The sequence below is a fragment of the Puia dinghuensis genome, assembly GCF_014642875.1.
GTDB lineage: Bacteria > Bacteroidota > Bacteroidia > Chitinophagales > Chitinophagaceae > Puia > Puia dinghuensis.
Genome location: NZ_BMJC01000001.1, coordinates 963,125 through 978,377 on the forward strand (window position 1 = coordinate 963,125; position 15,253 = coordinate 978,377).

Consider the following 15,253-nt stretch of genomic DNA (forward strand, 5'->3'; position numbering starts at 1 on the left):
CACACAATTTGGCCGCAAGATAAGCCTCATCAACCTTATACTCTTATGTAAATTTTCTTTTTATCGAGGATTTTTCCCACCGTCCAGCAGATCATCATATACGACAGGGCAAAGAGCAAAGAGCCGATAGCGCCAGGGAACAGGGCCTGGTAAACCACTTTGTTGATCCAGTCAAAAACGCTCTGGCCCGCTGCTGCCGGAGTGATGAACAGGACGGTGGCAAGCAATTCTGACAGCAGGTAAATAAACAGCGGGTTCTTTCCGAAGACGGTAAAGAACGAGCCCCAGGCCTTTTTCCCCTTGAATTCGACGACATAGATGAGGAAAGACAACAACACCAGGTCGAGCCCCACGGTCAGAAAGACATAGCTGCTTGTCCAGAGCTTTTTGTTCACCGGAAACCAGAAGTTCCAGGCATAGGCGACAAACAAACATCCGAATCCCCAAAGCAGCAGCTGGGCCAGCCCCTCATACGTCTTTCCCTTACGGGCCACAAAGACACCGGTGAAATACCCGGCGATGACATTGACGATGGCGGGCAGGGTGCTGAGCAATCCTTCCGGGTCGAAAGCGATGCCTTCCCCATGATACATATGGTCCTCTCCGAGTATAAATTTGTCAAGCCGGTAGCCGGCATTGCCCGTCATGCTGAAAGGGTCCTCCCCCGGGACCGGAAATAGCAGGAGGATGATCCAATATCCTATCAGCAGCAAAGCCGAAATGACCACCACCGTGCGCGGCTTGCAATAATAGATCAGCAGGGAGGCGATGCCATAGCAAAGGGCAATCCGTTGCAGTACACCCATGATGCGGGTGTGGGAAATAGGACGCAGTCCCCAGCTGCCATCCGGCATGTGGCCGAAAAAGGGGAACCAGTACATCAGATACCCCAGTAAAAAGATCAGGAGGGTGCGCTTGATGATCTTCCCCAAAACGGCGCCCTGGGACATCGTCTCGAATTTCTTCATGGCAAAGCTCATGGCATTGCCGACGGCGAACAGAAAGGATGGGAATACGAGGTCGGTCGGGGTGAAACCGTGCCAGCGCGCATGCTCCAGGGGAGAAAAGGGAATGGCCCCACTACCGGGCGTATTAACGATGATCATGAAGCAAACCGTCATCCCCCTGAAAATATCGAGAGCGAGCGAACGGTTGGAGGCAGTTGTTTGAGTCATATTGCTACTAAAAGGAGGGAAAATAGGTTATTTTCGCCTGCTAAAGAACTATTTTCCCCTTTTTCGACCGATTTTTAATTTTGGGTCTCCGTCTTTCCGTCGCGTCCTCGTTCACGTTGGAAGGACGGCTGGAACATTTCGAGCATCGACTACCTCGGTATTGGCTATGAAATCGCCGATTCTTTTACCCTTGTTATTGGAGATCATTACTATAAAGGCCAGAAAAACACAGCATACGGATTCAACCAAGTCGAATAAATGCCTTTTTATTACATCCGTCAGGGTCAAACGAGAACCGTCTGACTTTATAACCTTCAATCGCATCACCTTCTTGCCGATCGTTTGTCCTCGGAAATATTCCATGACAATGTAATAGCCGTAATAGGAAACGATAAATGCCAGAATAGCAACAGGACCATGTACGACTTCCTCCCCTGCAGCTTTCTTATGTTTAAATATCTGGAAATAAACGTCAAACAAAGCAGTTCCAAAAAAGAAATCAATAACGTAGGCGGCGCCGCGCTTCATTATCATATTTTAATATTTTTGGTGAGTGATTCCGTCCTCTTAAATGTCATAGCTCTACGGCTTTGCTGTTGCGTCGTTGTATTTGTTGATTGCGCGGGAATATTTCTTTTTCTTCAGCAGGCTTTCCGCCTTTTCATTGTCTTTGACGATGGCTTCCAGGCTCTCAGCGGTAAGCCTGATCATAGGGCCCTCGCCCTGCCGGATATACAACAGAAACTCATCGTCGATTTCATCCTCCGCCAATGCAGCGTACGCACTTAGAGGGCCCTGAATGGCCGGGAAGAGCCAGCAACTATCCGCCGGCAGACCTTTATATTCCGTTACGCCGGATTTGTCCAGCCGCGAAATGGAAAGGGTTTGGGTGGGATAGATGCGTTTGGTACGCCCCGAGTCCGAACGCTTTACAGACCTGTCCGTATACACAAGGAAGCGCGACGTCGAGTCGGCTTCGATCTTTGCGGTGATCAGCAGCGACGTGCTGTCTTTCAGCAGAACCATAAAGCGATGTTTCTGGCTTACCGTTCCATAATACCCATAGTTATTGTACATCGAGAAAGGCGAAAAGATCCTGGGGGTTTGGGGGGTGTAGTGATAATTGGGCATGGACATGTGCTGGGCCCGGCCAAACAGGAAAAGGGTGCAGAACAATGGAAGGAGGATGTTTTTCATTTGAGAGGGGTTATTTTTTGCGAAATGATCATCGGTACAAACAATAGAATGGCCAGCAAATAAGACACATTGCAAATGAGCTTGATTATTTTATTAGCCCCATTCTCGTCACGGCTGTAAAATTTGAAGAAACGAAGGGCTGCCATGCTTTTAAAATTCATAGCCAGTAAATCTTCTCCATTACTCAGTTCTAAATAAAAATGGGTTAAAAATTTTATTAAGAAGAGTAAATCAACAACCACGACTAATCCATTATTCATTTGAGAAGCTATTCTATGAGCAATTTCAACATATGGGAACCATATTGGCCATTAATGAATATTTTCAACCTTCCAATCACCGCCTTTTTCCTTTACCACGTAAACTTCCAAATCCCTGAATTTTTTGCTTCCCTTTACGATCAGGCTTATGTCGGCAGACCCTTCCTCACCACCCTGATCGGAAGAAACCTCCATACCCCCGGAGTAGGTAAACCCAAACCCCCGGATATCCCCCATTTCCCGTTTCAGGGAATCATTGGTCAATATATAATTCTTGGCGGTCCGCACCGCATCAGAATTGTTCATGACAATATTGATTATTACTATAAGAACAATCGCCAGCAGCGATAGCCCTACGCCTATTTTTTCCCCAATGGCCTTCCTGCCTGTTTCTCTTTTTACTTTAATCCTTTTGACCAGTAAAAGTGCAAGACCGATGATAAAAACAACCCAACCAAAAGTGTCACTCTCCCAAAAGAAATCGACATGTAAAGGCCGGCAAAGAAAGCCATAGGCGATTACAATAATTCCGATAAACAGCATTAACCTTATGAATTTAGACATAAATCGATATTTAACTACTTACTCTGCAGCCATTTATCCTTCCATTCGGCCGGCCACCGGTGATCGTTTCGGATCATATCGGGTATATATTTGTCGATGATCACTCCTTCATAACCCCTTTTAATTTCCTTGATGTAGTTGTCCGGATTAGTCATTTGGTAACGAAACAATATGCCCATGCCAACAACTAAAAGAATCATCCACACCCGCTTGTACTTAGAAAAAATGTGTTTCATCTGCATTGTTCCATGTTTCATTTGGGTGAATGATCATTCGGCCCACCTGTTATCCATTCATAATATTCAAATCCCCGGTATTTCGGGGAGTGAAAAGTATCCCCCTTATCTATGAAGTCAAATACCATATACCGGCTCGTATCGAGATGAATCTCATAGTTGTCATTTTTTATCGGAAATTCAAACTTTAGATCCCGACCATCATTGGGTAGCCAATTGACCTGTAAAGCCATTTGTGAATTGGGATGAGTTTTTACATAATTGGTGTCAGGCAGAGACGACGAAGTCCATTTTCCGGGAATAATGTACATTTCATTGTTGTCCATAAACACTTTGGGATAAAACACTGTCAGCGTTTTACCATCGTTGCCCAGGCTATGCAAATAGACCCAGTGCGGTTTTGCTGTGATCAAAGCATATACATAGCATCCACCAAACATCAAAACAAGGGCGGCAACTATAAACAGCCATATTTTCATGGTACGAACATCGATTATAGGTTATAGTTAGGGTAATATAATGCATCGAACTTAGGAAATATACGGATAAAGTAAAAGCACTTCATCGTCAATTTTTTGCATCGCACCACAAAGTCCGATACTATGCAGACAGATTACTGCACGGCCATAAGAGAAAACGACGCGGCTATCAGTAAATCGAGCACGACGAATAAATCTAGCCCTGCCGCCGAAAAAAAAGGTATAAATAAAATATCTGCACCTTTTCCGCGTTTTATGATGGACCCTCAGGCAGCAACAACCTCTACAAATCCATTCCGAAGAAGTTGATAACCAAAACGTTACATACCACGCGCCTTTCCCTTTTTCTTTTTCCCTTATTACTCCTGCTGCTGACTGTGCATGCCCAGAAGGGAAAGAAGCTGCCTCCCGGGGGTGTTCATTTCAGGAATGGCCTTCTCAAAGCTCAAAGGAATATCGCCAATGGCACCCTACGCAGGGATTCGCTGCGTGCGGCCCATTTCAACGGTCAATATTATGTTCTGGTCCAGTTCGACCTGTTGCCGGATTCCCTCCACCGTGCGGAGATGGCCGGCGCCGGTGTGCGGCTCTTCGATTATGTAGCCGACAGGACTTATCTCGCGGAAGTCCGGGAAAGTTTTGCAACGGATGAATTGAAGCGATATGCGGTAAGCGGCATTTTCCGGTTGCCTTCCGCCTTCAAAATCTCCCAACGCCTTCGTGATAACTTACAGGAATATCTCCACGACCCCGACAAACTGGTCGCCGTGGGTTATTTCGGCAACATCCCGATCGAGGAGGTGCATAAAGGGATCACCGCCACGGGAGCCGTTATCGAGCCGGCAAAGCTGAAGCCCCCCCGCGTGCTTTTTGTAAGGGTGCCGGATGCCACGGTTCTGCAAAGACTATCCGACCTACCCTATGTCAGCTTCCTGGCCTCCCAGCCCATGAAACCAAGGATATTGAATTATAACAACCGGGGCGCCCATGGCGCAGATGCGCTTGGAGCCACTTCCGGCAGACATCTCCTGGGCGACGGGGTGGTCGTGGGCGTCGGTGACGACTCCGACCCTTCCACCCATATCGACTTCAAAGGCCGGCTAATCGAACGCAACTCCCAAGCCGCCAACTTTCATGGGACCCATGTCTCGGGTACGGTTGGCGGCGGCGGCATCGTTAACCCGATGTACCAGGGCATGGCGCCGCGCTCCACTATCATCAGCCAGTTCTTCGACGATATCCTGCACAATGCCTCCACCTATGTCAACGACTACGACATGGTGCTGACCAGCAATTCCTACACCTACTATCCCGGCGGCTGTTTGTATGAAGGGGAATACGACCCGCTCGCTTACTATGTCGACGGGCTTTCCTGGCAATACCCATACCTCCTGCATAGCTTTGCTTCCGGCAATGACGGCTCCAGTACCTGTAGTCCTTACCCCCTGCAATACGGTACCATCAAATCAGGCTACCAGTCGTCAAAGAATACGCTGGTGGTAGGCAACATCGATGATTATAACAACTATATCATCAACAATGGCTCGAGTTGCGGGCCCACGCTCGACGGCCGGGTGAAACCGGAGATCGTCGCGGGCGGCTCGGCCATTACTTCGACCGTTCCCAATAACAGTTATGCCCAGGGATGGGGTACGAGCATGGCCTGTCCCACCGTCGCCGGTACCATCGCGCTGCTCGAAGAGCGTTATCGTCAATTGTATGGCAGCGACGCACCCGCTCCCCTGCTAAAGGCGCTGGTCTGTAATACGGCGACCGACCTGGGCAATCCCGGTCCGGACTTTGTGTTCGGCTATGGTTCGATCAACGGCCTTGCCGCCGTGAAGGCGATGGAAGGCGGGCAATTCGGTTTCAATTCGATAAGCAATGGCGGCAACCTCAGCTTCGGCCTGCCGGTGCCCTCTGGCCTGGCGCAACTGCGGGTCATGCTCTATTGGGCAGACTATCCGGCAGCGCCCTATTCCGCAACCGCCCTTGTAAATAATCTCGATCTGACGGTGACGGATCCCACTTCTACCCTGCATCATCCGCTTGTCCTGAATCCCGCCCCGGCCCATGTCAAAGACAATGCCGTGGAAGGAGTGGACAGCATCAACAATATCGAACAGGTGGTGATCAACCACCCCACCGGTGGGACCTACAACCTCGCCATCAACGGAACCAGCGTCCCCTATGGGCCACAGCCCTTCGTCATCGTCTACCAGTTCGTCCAGCCTACACTGACCCTGGAATATCCGGTTGGCAACGAGACCTGGGTTCCCCTGTACAACGAATATATCCGCTGGGACGCCAACGACGGAAGTTCAAACACTTTTACCATCGATTATAGCATCGACAACGGCACTACCTGGACCACCATCAACAATGCAGTGCCTTCCACCAGCCGGTTGTATAAATGGAACACCCCAAGCGTAGTGACCAACCAGGCCCTTATCCGTGTCACCCGTAACGGCACCGGCGTCAGCGACCAGAGCACCTATCCGTTTACCATTCTCGGGCAACCGTTTGTCAATGTCACCAACCCCTGTCAGGGCTATGCGCAGTTGAGCTGGGCCGCTATCCCATCGGCGACAAGCTATGACATCCTGCAGCTCATCGGCGATACGATGGTCAAAGTCGGCAACACCAGCAGTACAAGCTACCTGCTGGGCAATCTCAGCCGGGACAGCACCTACTGGCTGGGAGTAAGGGCCGTCAGCGGCACCTTTTCGGGCCGGCGGTCGATTTCCGTGCAAGTCTCTCCTTCCGGCGGAGCCTGTTCCCTCAGCGCCCTGGACAACGACTATACCGTGGATTCGCTCATCGGCCTCACTACCGGCCGGCTCTTCACTTCCACGCAACTTACCGCCACCACTCCTATCCAGGTGGAGGTTAAGAACCTGGGTACCATTCCTTCGGGTTCACACTTCACCATGTCTTACAGCATCAATGGGGGTACTCCCGTCAGCGAGACGAATACCAATGTCATTGCTGCCAACGGCGGAACATCGAATTATACGTTCACCCATACCGCCGACTTTTCGGCGCCCGGAACATACACCCTGCAGGTGTGGGTATCTTATCCCGGCGACCCGCAATTGGGCAACGATACCCTGACCACAGTGATCAGTCAGCTGACCAATGCCCCCATCACCCTCAGCTATTCCTTCACCGAGGGTTTTGAATCGGCTGCAGCAGGCACTTATACTAATCCCACGCGGGGATTCACCGGGCTCGACCGCTGCGACTTCTTCGCCAGCAACACCAATGGCCGGGCAAGGACATTCGTCAACACCGGGTTTGCCCGCACGGGCAACCGCTGCGCAACGCTTGACCAGGCGCATGCCGCAACGGTGACCGCCGCCGACAGCCTGATCATGACCTTCAACCTGTCCAGTTACACCACAAGCGACCAGGTCTGGCTGGATTTCTATTACCGCAACCAGGGTAACGACACCGGCTTCAGCGCCAATAAGGTCTGGATCCGGGGGAATGACCAGGCAGCCTGGCTGCCCGCCTATATCCTGGACACCAGTATCAGCAACATCGGCATCTACCAGCCATCGGCGCATATCGACATCACGGGAATGCTGAAGAAAGCCACACCCGTCCAGGCGTTGGGCAGCAGCTTCCAGGTCAAATTTGGCGAACAAGGCTATACTTCCACCAATGATGTCGTCACCGACGGAACGCTGGACAACGGCTATATCTTCGACGACATCACCCTTACCAGGGGCGTGAACGATATCGGGGTCCGTGCGCTTGTTACCCCCGATCCTATCAATGAGTGCGCCCTATCGGCCACAACCGCCATAAGCGTCCGGGTAAGAAACTATAGCAATCTCACCGCCACCAATATTCCGGTGACCTACTCGATCAACGGCACAACGGTGAGCGAGACCATCCCGTCCATCAACGCGGGCGATTCCATCGTCTATACCTTTACCCACACCGCAGATATGTCCGCTTATCAGGCGTATACCATCACTGCCTGGGTGCACTACCCCGGGGATACCTATTCGCTAAACGACACCCTGCCTACCCTGATCATCCGGACCTCGCCGCTGATCTCCACCTTCCCCTACCTGGAAGGGTTCGAGAGCAGTGACGGCAACTGGTACACCGGCGGCATCAACAGCAGCTGGCAATGGGGCGCGCCGCAGAAGACGATCATCAACAAAGCCGCCAACGGATCAAATTGCTGGGTCACCAGCCTCACCGGAGACTATAAAAACAACGAGCTGTCCTATCTCTATTCACCGTGTTTCGACCTGAGCAGTCTCACCAGCCCTGTCTTCTCCTTTAGCCATATCTTTCGGACGGAAGACGACTGTGACTGCGATTACCACTGGGCAGAGTATACCACCGATGGGGTCAACTGGATAAAGCTGGGCAGTGTCGGCTCAGGTACCAACTGGTATGACGACAGCCTCAAACAGTCCTGGCAGAAATCCTATACCAAATGGCATGTCAGCAGCTATGATGTTCCGGTGAATGCGCCCAAGGTACGGTTCCGCATCGTGATGAGCAGCGACCCCGCCACTACCTATGAAGGGATTGGTGTCGACGATGTCCATGTCTTCGACAAGGCTTCCGTTTACAAAGGCGCCGATGACAGCCTCGCCCTGCCCGTCAGCGGCAGCAGCTGGATCAATTTCGACATTGGCGGCCATCGCGTCGCATCCATTAATCCCAACGGTCAGAACCTCGGCCTCACCAACGTAAAGGTCTTCTTCAACAATACAGCATCCGTCCGTCACGATTCGACCCAATACTTCCTCGACAGAGATCTGGTGATCCAGCCCGCCAACCAGCCCGACAGCAATGTCGGCATCCGGTATTACTTCCTGGACAGCGAAGCGGTCAAGCTCATCAACGCCACGGGTTGTCCCGCCTGCAAGACCATCCCCGACGCCTATCAATCCGGCGTCACGCAATTCAGCAGCCCCTACCCGGCAGAAGAGGACAGCACGTTGTTCAACGACAGCGTCGGGGTCTTCCAATTCCATGCGCCGCATGCACAAGTCAGCATCATCCCCAACGACAACGGCTATTATGCAGAATACCAGGTCAACGGGTTCTCCGAATTCTGGATCAACAGCAGCAAACCGACGGATAGCGCCAAACCTCCCGTCATGACCCTGTCCTTCACCGCGGTGAATTCCGGTGGTGATGGCCTGCTGCAATGGAGCACCACCGAAGCCTATGGCATCATCAGGTTTGTCATCGAAAAGAGTACCGACAGCATCCATTTCACCGCCCTCGACTCCGTCGCCGCAGCGGGAAATGGCGCCGGCCTTCATAGCTACCAATATACGGATACCCACCTGGACACCGGGACCAACTATTACCGGCTAAGGGAAGTGAACCAGAATGGCAGCTATACCTATTCCCCCGTCCGAAGCGTCCAGGGCCCCTCGGGCGGTGTCGTCATCTACCCCAATCCCGTGCCTCATGCGCTGATCCACATCAATACTGCGGCTAATGCCCGACGCGTCCGGCTGATCGACGTTGCCGGCAAGGTTATCCTCGAGGAAGAGCTCAAAGGCACCCTCAATACCCTGCATGTCGGCAGTGTGGCAACGGGCATTTACTTCCTCCAGGTGGACACCGATTCCGGGGTCACACTACAAAAAATCTTAATAAAATAAAAAAATTAGCGCGGGATAGTGATTTTTTATGTATATGTCCTATCTTTGTCCACAACAATGGTAGACAATAACATGACAACGCATTCATTCTGCACTCTGTATCTCTCCTTCGCTTCCAACAACAAGTCTTGTTGTTGCTGTTGTTGTTGATCCCCAGACATCTACCACCACCGCCTGCACAGGCATTTCAGAATCAACCACCACCACCGGATCATGAAATTAACGACAGATACAACAAATTTGCCCACCCAAATACTCTACTCAATTAGTGGATTAATAGACGGGCTCGAAATAGGGGATGCGCTCACGGCACTGACCGCCCGTTTTCCCGGGCAGGTATGTTTCTCGACGAGTTTTAGCATTGAAGACCAGGTGATTGCCGATCATATTCTTTCCGCGGAGTTGCCGGTGTCCATCTTTACGCTGGACACGGGCCGCCTCTTTGCAGAAACCTATTCCGTATGGAGCGCCACTAATGAGAAATATGGCGCCAGAGTTCAGGCGTATTACCCCGACAGACAGCTGCTCGAGCGCTATCTGAATGAAAAAGGGCCGAATGCCTTTTATGAGTCGGTCGATAATCGCAAGGAATGCTGTTATATTCGTAAAGTGGAGCCGTTGAAAAGGGCGCTGCAGGGTCAGGCAGTATGGGTAACCGGGCTGCGCGCAGAACACTCGCCCGAACGGAAAGACCACCAGATTCTCGAATGGGACGAAGGCAACCGCATCCTCAAGTACAATCCTTTGTTACTTTGGAATACGGCGGCTGTCAGGGAGTATATCGATAAGCATAATGTCCCATACAATCCCCTTCACGACAGAGGTTTTGTCAGCATCGGCTGTCAGCCTTGCACCCGCGCCATAAAACCCGGTGAGGATTTCCGGGCCGGGAGATGGTGGTGGGAAGATAATAGTAAAAAAGAATGCGGTCTGCACACCGCGTCATAAGATATAGATATTTATGAGCAACGAAGCGAAATACCGATTAGACTATCTCGACCAGCTGGAATCCGAGTCCATCCATATCTTCCGTGAAGTGGCGGGACAATTCGAGCGCCCGGCCCTGTTGTTCAGCGGCGGAAAGGACTCCATTACCCTGGTTCACCTGGCACTAAAGGCCTTCCGTCCTGGCAAATTCCCCTTTCCCCTGGTGCATATCGACACCGGGCATAACTTCCCCGAAGCGTTGACCTTCCGGGATGAGCTGGCAGACCGCATCGGCGAGAAACTCATCGTCCGGAAGGTGGAGGACACCATCGTCAAGCGGCAGCTGACAGAGCCCCGAGGCAAGTTCGCCAGCCGCAACGCCTTACAGACCTTTACCCTTCTCGACACAATCGAGGAATTTGGCTTCGATGCCTGCATCGGCGGCGCCCGCCGTGACGAAGAGAAAGCAAGGGCGAAAGAACGGATCTTCTCCGTTCGCGATGAGTTTGGCGGCTGGGACCCCAAACGTCAGCGGCCCGAACTCTGGAACATCTACAACGGCCGTATCCGTAAGGGTGAGAACGTCCGGGTATTCCCCATCAGCAACTGGACAGAACTGGATATCTGGAACTATATCCGGCGGGAGAACATCGCCCTGCCATCCATCTATTTCGCTCACGAACGGGAAGTCATCGATTACGAAGGCCAGTGGGTAGCCGTGTCTCCTTTTATCAGGCTGGATGCTTCTGACACAGTCCAGCGTCGAAAGGTGCGCTATCGTACCGTTGGCGATATGACCTGTACCGCGGCCGTGGAATCCTCCGCTTCGGCGATCGACGATATCATCCGGGAGATTACGGCCACGCGCACCAGCGAACGCGGCGAGACCCGCATCGATGACAAAGTTTCGGAAGCCGCCATGGAAGACAGGAAGAAGAACGGTTACTTTTAAAAAACAACTACAATGGACTTACTCCGATTTATAACAGCAGGTAGTGTAGACGACGGGAAAAGCACACTCATCGGCCGGCTCCTGTACGACAGCAAGAGCATCCTGGCCGATCAATTAGCCGCGCTCGAACAGCAGAGCAAGAACAAAGAGGACGGCGAGATCGACCTGGCGCTGCTTACCGACGGACTCCGGGCCGAACGCGAACAAGGCATCACCATCGATGTCGCCTATAAATATTTCTCGACGCCACGGCGGAAATTCATCATCGCCGACGCACCGGGGCATATCCAGTATACGCGCAATATGGTCACCGGCGCCTCCAACGCCAGCCTGATCATTATTCTCGTTGATGCCCGTAATGGCGTTGTCGAACAGACCCGCCGGCATTCTATTATTGCCTCTCTTTTGAATATTCGCCATGTAGTCGTTGCCGTTAACAAGATGGATCTCGCAGATTATTCGCAAGACCGCTATAATGATATTCTCATCGACTATGCGGAGATGGCCAGGACCCTGCAGCTGAAAGACGTCACCTATCTGCCCATCAGCGCCCTGAAAGGGGACAATATCGTCGACCGGAGCCCCAACATGCCCTGGTATGACGGACCGGCCTTGCTGGAATTGCTGGAGACAGTGCAGGTGCAGAATGATACCGATCTGCAACGGGGTCGCTTCGGCGTGCAATACGTCATCCGGCCTCAGACGGACGACCTCCATGACTACCGCGGCTACGCCGGAAAGATCACCAGCGGCACCTACCGCAAAGGTGACACCGTCACCATCCTGCCGGCGGGTCATACCAGCCGCATCAAAACGATAGAATTGGGTGGCCGGGAGGTCGAAGAAGCCTTCGCCCCGCAAAGCGTCATCATCCAGCTGGAAGACGATATCGACATCAGCAGAGGCGATCTGTTGGTCAATGGCGCACAGCTGCCGCGGGTAGACCAGGAATTCGATGTCCTGCTCTGCTGGATGGACAATAAGACCCTGACCCCCGGCAACAAATACGTGTTGCAGCTGGGCAGCCGGAGTGTACGCAGCGTCGTCCGGGACATCCAATACCGGCTGGATGTAAACACCCTCGAAAAGCAATGGTCACCCGGACAGGCCGGACTTAATGACGTGGTAAGGGCCACCATTCGAACATCCTCTCCTCTGCCATTTGATGGCTATAGCGACCTACCCGCAGGCGGCGGAGCTATCCTTATAGACGAAACCAGTTATGTAACCGTTGGCGCCTGCATGATACAGTAAAAAAATGAATCTCGACTCCATCCATATCGGTAAAGTGATCCTCGCCGGCGCCGGCCCGGGTGACCCCGAGCTGCTCACCCTCAAGACGCTGCGCTACCTGCAACAGGCAGATGTCGTCGTCGCCGACAGGTTGGTGAGCCCGGACATCCTGGCGGAATATACCCGCCCGGACGCCCTGATCATTTCCGTTGGCAAACAATATCACAATAATGCCTCCACGCCGCAATCCGTGATCAGCCAATTACTGGTCACACATGCCCTGGAAGGCCGCCTGGTTGTCCGGCTCAAAGGAGGCGACGTTTCCATCTTCTCCAATGTGCTCGATGAGCTGGAGACGCTTTCCAGCCATGGCATTCCCTACGAACTGGTACCCGGCGTCACCGCGGCCCTCGGCGCCGCCGCCTATGCCGGTATCCCGCTGACGGCAAGAGGGTATGCCGCATCCGTACGCTTTCTGACGAGCTACCAGCCCGATGCCGGCGACGAGAAGTACTGGCACGAACTGGCTCATACGCCCGACACCCTGGTGTTCTATATGTCTTCCGCTCCTCTGGATCAACTGGTCCATCGGCTGGCAAAAGAAGGCATAGCGGAAGACCGCTGGATAGCGGTTATCGAACAAGCGACCACCCCCCTGCAACGGGTTTCGTCCTGGCCTGTACACCAGTACCTTGCCGCTGCGGCAGGCAGTGAGTATGCCTCGCCCACATTGGTCATTTTGGGCCGCGTTGCGGCCCTTCACTCCTCCTTTCAATGGCTGGCCAACAGCCGGAGCAGGGAACAATATTTCCCTTCTGTACAAGAACAAAAAAAGATAGTAGTATGCTGACGACACCGAAAATGACATTGATGCAGGAATTGATCGCCGGGTCCTCACGGGAGGAACTCATCTGGCTGAGTGGATATCTCGCCGGTGTCGTTGCACAGGTCACACCCGCCGCTGCCCCCGTCACAGCTGCCCCGCAACCGGCCCCAGCCGCAGCGCCCGTCACCACCGGTACGCTGCCAAAGATCACCATCGCCTATGGCACCGAGACTGGCAATGCAAAGAAATTAGCCACGGACTTCGCCGCCCGCGCAAAAAAGAAAGGCATCCAGGCCAAACTGGTAGGTCTCGAACAATACCGGCTGAACGATCTGTCCAAGGAAGAATACTTCTTTACGGTGATCAGCACACAGGGTGACGGCGAACCGCCTGCCGCCGCAAAGAAATTCTACGACCACATCCATCAGAACGGACTAAAGCTCGACAGACTCAAATACAGCGTCCTCGCCCTCGGAGATACTTCCTATCCCCTTTTCTGCAAGGCAGGAGAAGACGTAGACCAGCAATTGCACAAGATAGGCGGGCAGCGCATCCTGTCCTTGCGGAAATGCGACACGGATTATGAAGCGGAAGCCAGCAGCTGGATCGACTCCTTGCTGCAGCAATTGAACAATCCCGCCGCCCCTGCGAGTCATGCGCCGGCAGCCCCTGCCGCTGCTGTCCGCCCCACCGGCAAAAAGATCTTCACCGGCACAGTGCTGGCCAATATCAACCTGAACGATCGCGGCTCGGCCAAACAGACCCACCACCTGGAGATCACCGCCGAAGACGTAGACTATCAGCCGGGCGATGCCATCGGTATCGTCCCCGCTAATCCGGCGGCCCTCGTCGAAGCAATCATCGCCCTCACCGGCGCCGATGCGGACAGGACCCTGCTCCACCGCTCGGAAGAGCACACCCTGCGGAATTTGCTGCAGCGGAAACTGAATATCGTCTACCTGCCCGAACGGGTCGTCAGCAAATACGCCGGCATCGTCAAACAGGATATCCCTGAAACAAAGATCAGCCTGCTCGATTTGCTGAAGATCTACCCGGTGAAGAATATCGATCAATTCTATGCTGTCGTGGGCATCCTCGAACCCATCGCCCCACGCCTCTATTCCATCTCTTCCTCGCCCGAAGCCCATTCCGGCGAGATCCACCTCACCGTCGCCAGGGACCGTTTTTCCGTCAACGGCGAGACCAAGTATGGTCTGTGCTCGGATGGACTGTCACACCTGAGACCGGGTGATGCCGTCGAATTCTACGTTCACCATAACTCGCAGTTCCGGCTTCCGGCAGAGGATAAGGATGTGATCATGATCGGCCCCGGCACCGGCATCGCACCCTTCCGGTCTTTCTTAGCCGAAAGGGACAGTAAAGGCGCTCTGGGAAAGAACTGGCTCTTTTTCGGCGACCAGCATTTCACCACCGACTTCCTTTACCAGACCGAGATCCAGGACTGGGTGAAGACCGGCGTGCTCTCCCGCATCACTACCGCCTTTTCCCGCGACCAGGTGGAGAAAGTCTATGTACAGCATAAGATGCGCTGCCAGGCAACCGAACTCTATCACTGGCTGGAAACCGGCGCGCATGTCTACCTCTGCGGCGCAAAAAATCCCATGAGCGTAGACGTGGAGGATACCCTGCTCTCCATCATCCGGCAGGAAGGGCAGAAAAGCGCCGCCCAGGCGGAAAGCTACCTGGAGGAATTGAAAGAAGCAGGCCGTTTTGTAAAAGATGTATATTAATCGTA

13 protein-coding genes are annotated in these 15,253 nt (G+C 53.0%); 6 read left to right on the forward strand and 7 right to left on the reverse strand.

The features are described from left to right. Positions 1-35: 35 nt before the first annotated feature. The 7 genes from IEY39_RS03790 to IEY39_RS03820 all read right to left on the reverse strand — a co-directional run bounded on the left by IEY39_RS03790 (position 36) and on the right by IEY39_RS03820 (position 3,911). Positions 36-1,175 (reverse strand): acyltransferase family protein, encoded by a 1,140-nt coding sequence (locus IEY39_RS03790; protein WP_188928684.1) that lies wholly within the window; start codon positions 1,173-1,175, stop codon positions 36-38. 111 nt (positions 1,176-1,286) lie between these two features. Further along, complete coding sequence (locus tag IEY39_RS03795) at positions 1,287-1,703, reverse strand: RDD family protein (protein WP_188928686.1); 417 nt, start codon at positions 1,701-1,703, stop codon at positions 1,287-1,289. Positions 1,704-1,757: 54 nt separating this feature from the next. Further along, the gene (locus IEY39_RS03800) at positions 1,758-2,372 is read right to left on the reverse strand and encodes a hypothetical protein (RefSeq protein WP_188928688.1); all 615 of its coding nucleotides are present in this window, start codon (positions 2,370-2,372) and stop codon (positions 1,758-1,760) included. Further along, complete coding sequence (locus IEY39_RS03805; RefSeq protein WP_188928689.1) at positions 2,369-2,632, reverse strand: hypothetical protein; 264 nt, start codon at positions 2,630-2,632, stop codon at positions 2,369-2,371. The genes IEY39_RS03800 and IEY39_RS03805 overlap by 4 nt, the downstream gene beginning before the upstream one ends. 51 nt (positions 2,633-2,683) lie before the next feature. Next, entirely contained in the window at positions 2,684-3,196 is a 513-nt protein-coding gene (locus IEY39_RS03810; RefSeq protein ID WP_188928691.1) for a hypothetical protein, read from the reverse strand. Between the two features lie 14 nt (positions 3,197-3,210). Then, positions 3,211-3,351: a hypothetical protein gene (locus IEY39_RS03815; RefSeq protein WP_188928693.1), complete on the reverse strand. Its 141-nt coding sequence runs from the start codon at positions 3,349-3,351 to the stop codon at positions 3,211-3,213. Positions 3,352-3,449: 98 nt separating this feature from the next. Further along, on the reverse strand, positions 3,450-3,911 hold the full coding sequence (locus tag IEY39_RS03820; protein ID WP_188928695.1) for a hypothetical protein: 462 nt from the start codon (positions 3,909-3,911) through the stop codon (positions 3,450-3,452). Between the two features lie 305 nt (positions 3,912-4,216). Here IEY39_RS03820 and IEY39_RS03825 point away from each other — a divergent pair, with 305 nt between their 5' ends. The 6 genes from IEY39_RS03825 to IEY39_RS03850 all read left to right on the forward strand — a co-directional run bounded on the left by IEY39_RS03825 (position 4,217) and on the right by IEY39_RS03850 (position 15,248). Continuing rightward, positions 4,217-9,559 (forward strand): S8 family serine peptidase, encoded by a 5,343-nt coding sequence (locus IEY39_RS03825; RefSeq protein ID WP_188928697.1) that lies wholly within the window; start codon positions 4,217-4,219, stop codon positions 9,557-9,559. A 213-nt stretch (positions 9,560-9,772) separates the two neighbouring features. Then, the gene (locus tag IEY39_RS03830) at positions 9,773-10,507 is read left to right on the forward strand and encodes a phosphoadenylyl-sulfate reductase (RefSeq protein WP_188928699.1); all 735 of its coding nucleotides are present in this window, start codon (positions 9,773-9,775) and stop codon (positions 10,505-10,507) included. Positions 10,508-10,520: 13 nt separating this feature from the next. After that, entirely contained in the window at positions 10,521-11,438 is a 918-nt protein-coding gene (gene cysD, locus IEY39_RS03835; RefSeq protein WP_188928701.1) for a sulfate adenylyltransferase subunit CysD, read from the forward strand. A 12-nt stretch (positions 11,439-11,450) separates the two neighbouring features. Then, positions 11,451-12,692 carry a sulfate adenylyltransferase subunit 1 gene (locus IEY39_RS03840; RefSeq protein WP_188928703.1) on the forward strand — a complete coding sequence of 414 codons (1,242 nt, stop codon included), beginning with the start codon at positions 11,451-11,453 and terminating at the stop codon, positions 12,690-12,692. Positions 12,693-12,696: 4 nt separating this feature from the next. Beyond that, positions 12,697-13,521, forward strand: a complete 825-nt coding sequence (gene cobA / locus IEY39_RS03845; RefSeq protein WP_188928705.1) for a uroporphyrinogen-III C-methyltransferase — start codon at positions 12,697-12,699, stop codon at positions 13,519-13,521. Further along, positions 13,515-15,248: a diflavin oxidoreductase gene (locus IEY39_RS03850; protein WP_188928707.1), complete on the forward strand. Its 1,734-nt coding sequence runs from the start codon at positions 13,515-13,517 to the stop codon at positions 15,246-15,248. Before cobA ends, IEY39_RS03850 begins: the two co-directional genes overlap by 7 nt. Positions 15,249-15,253 lie beyond the last annotated feature (5 nt).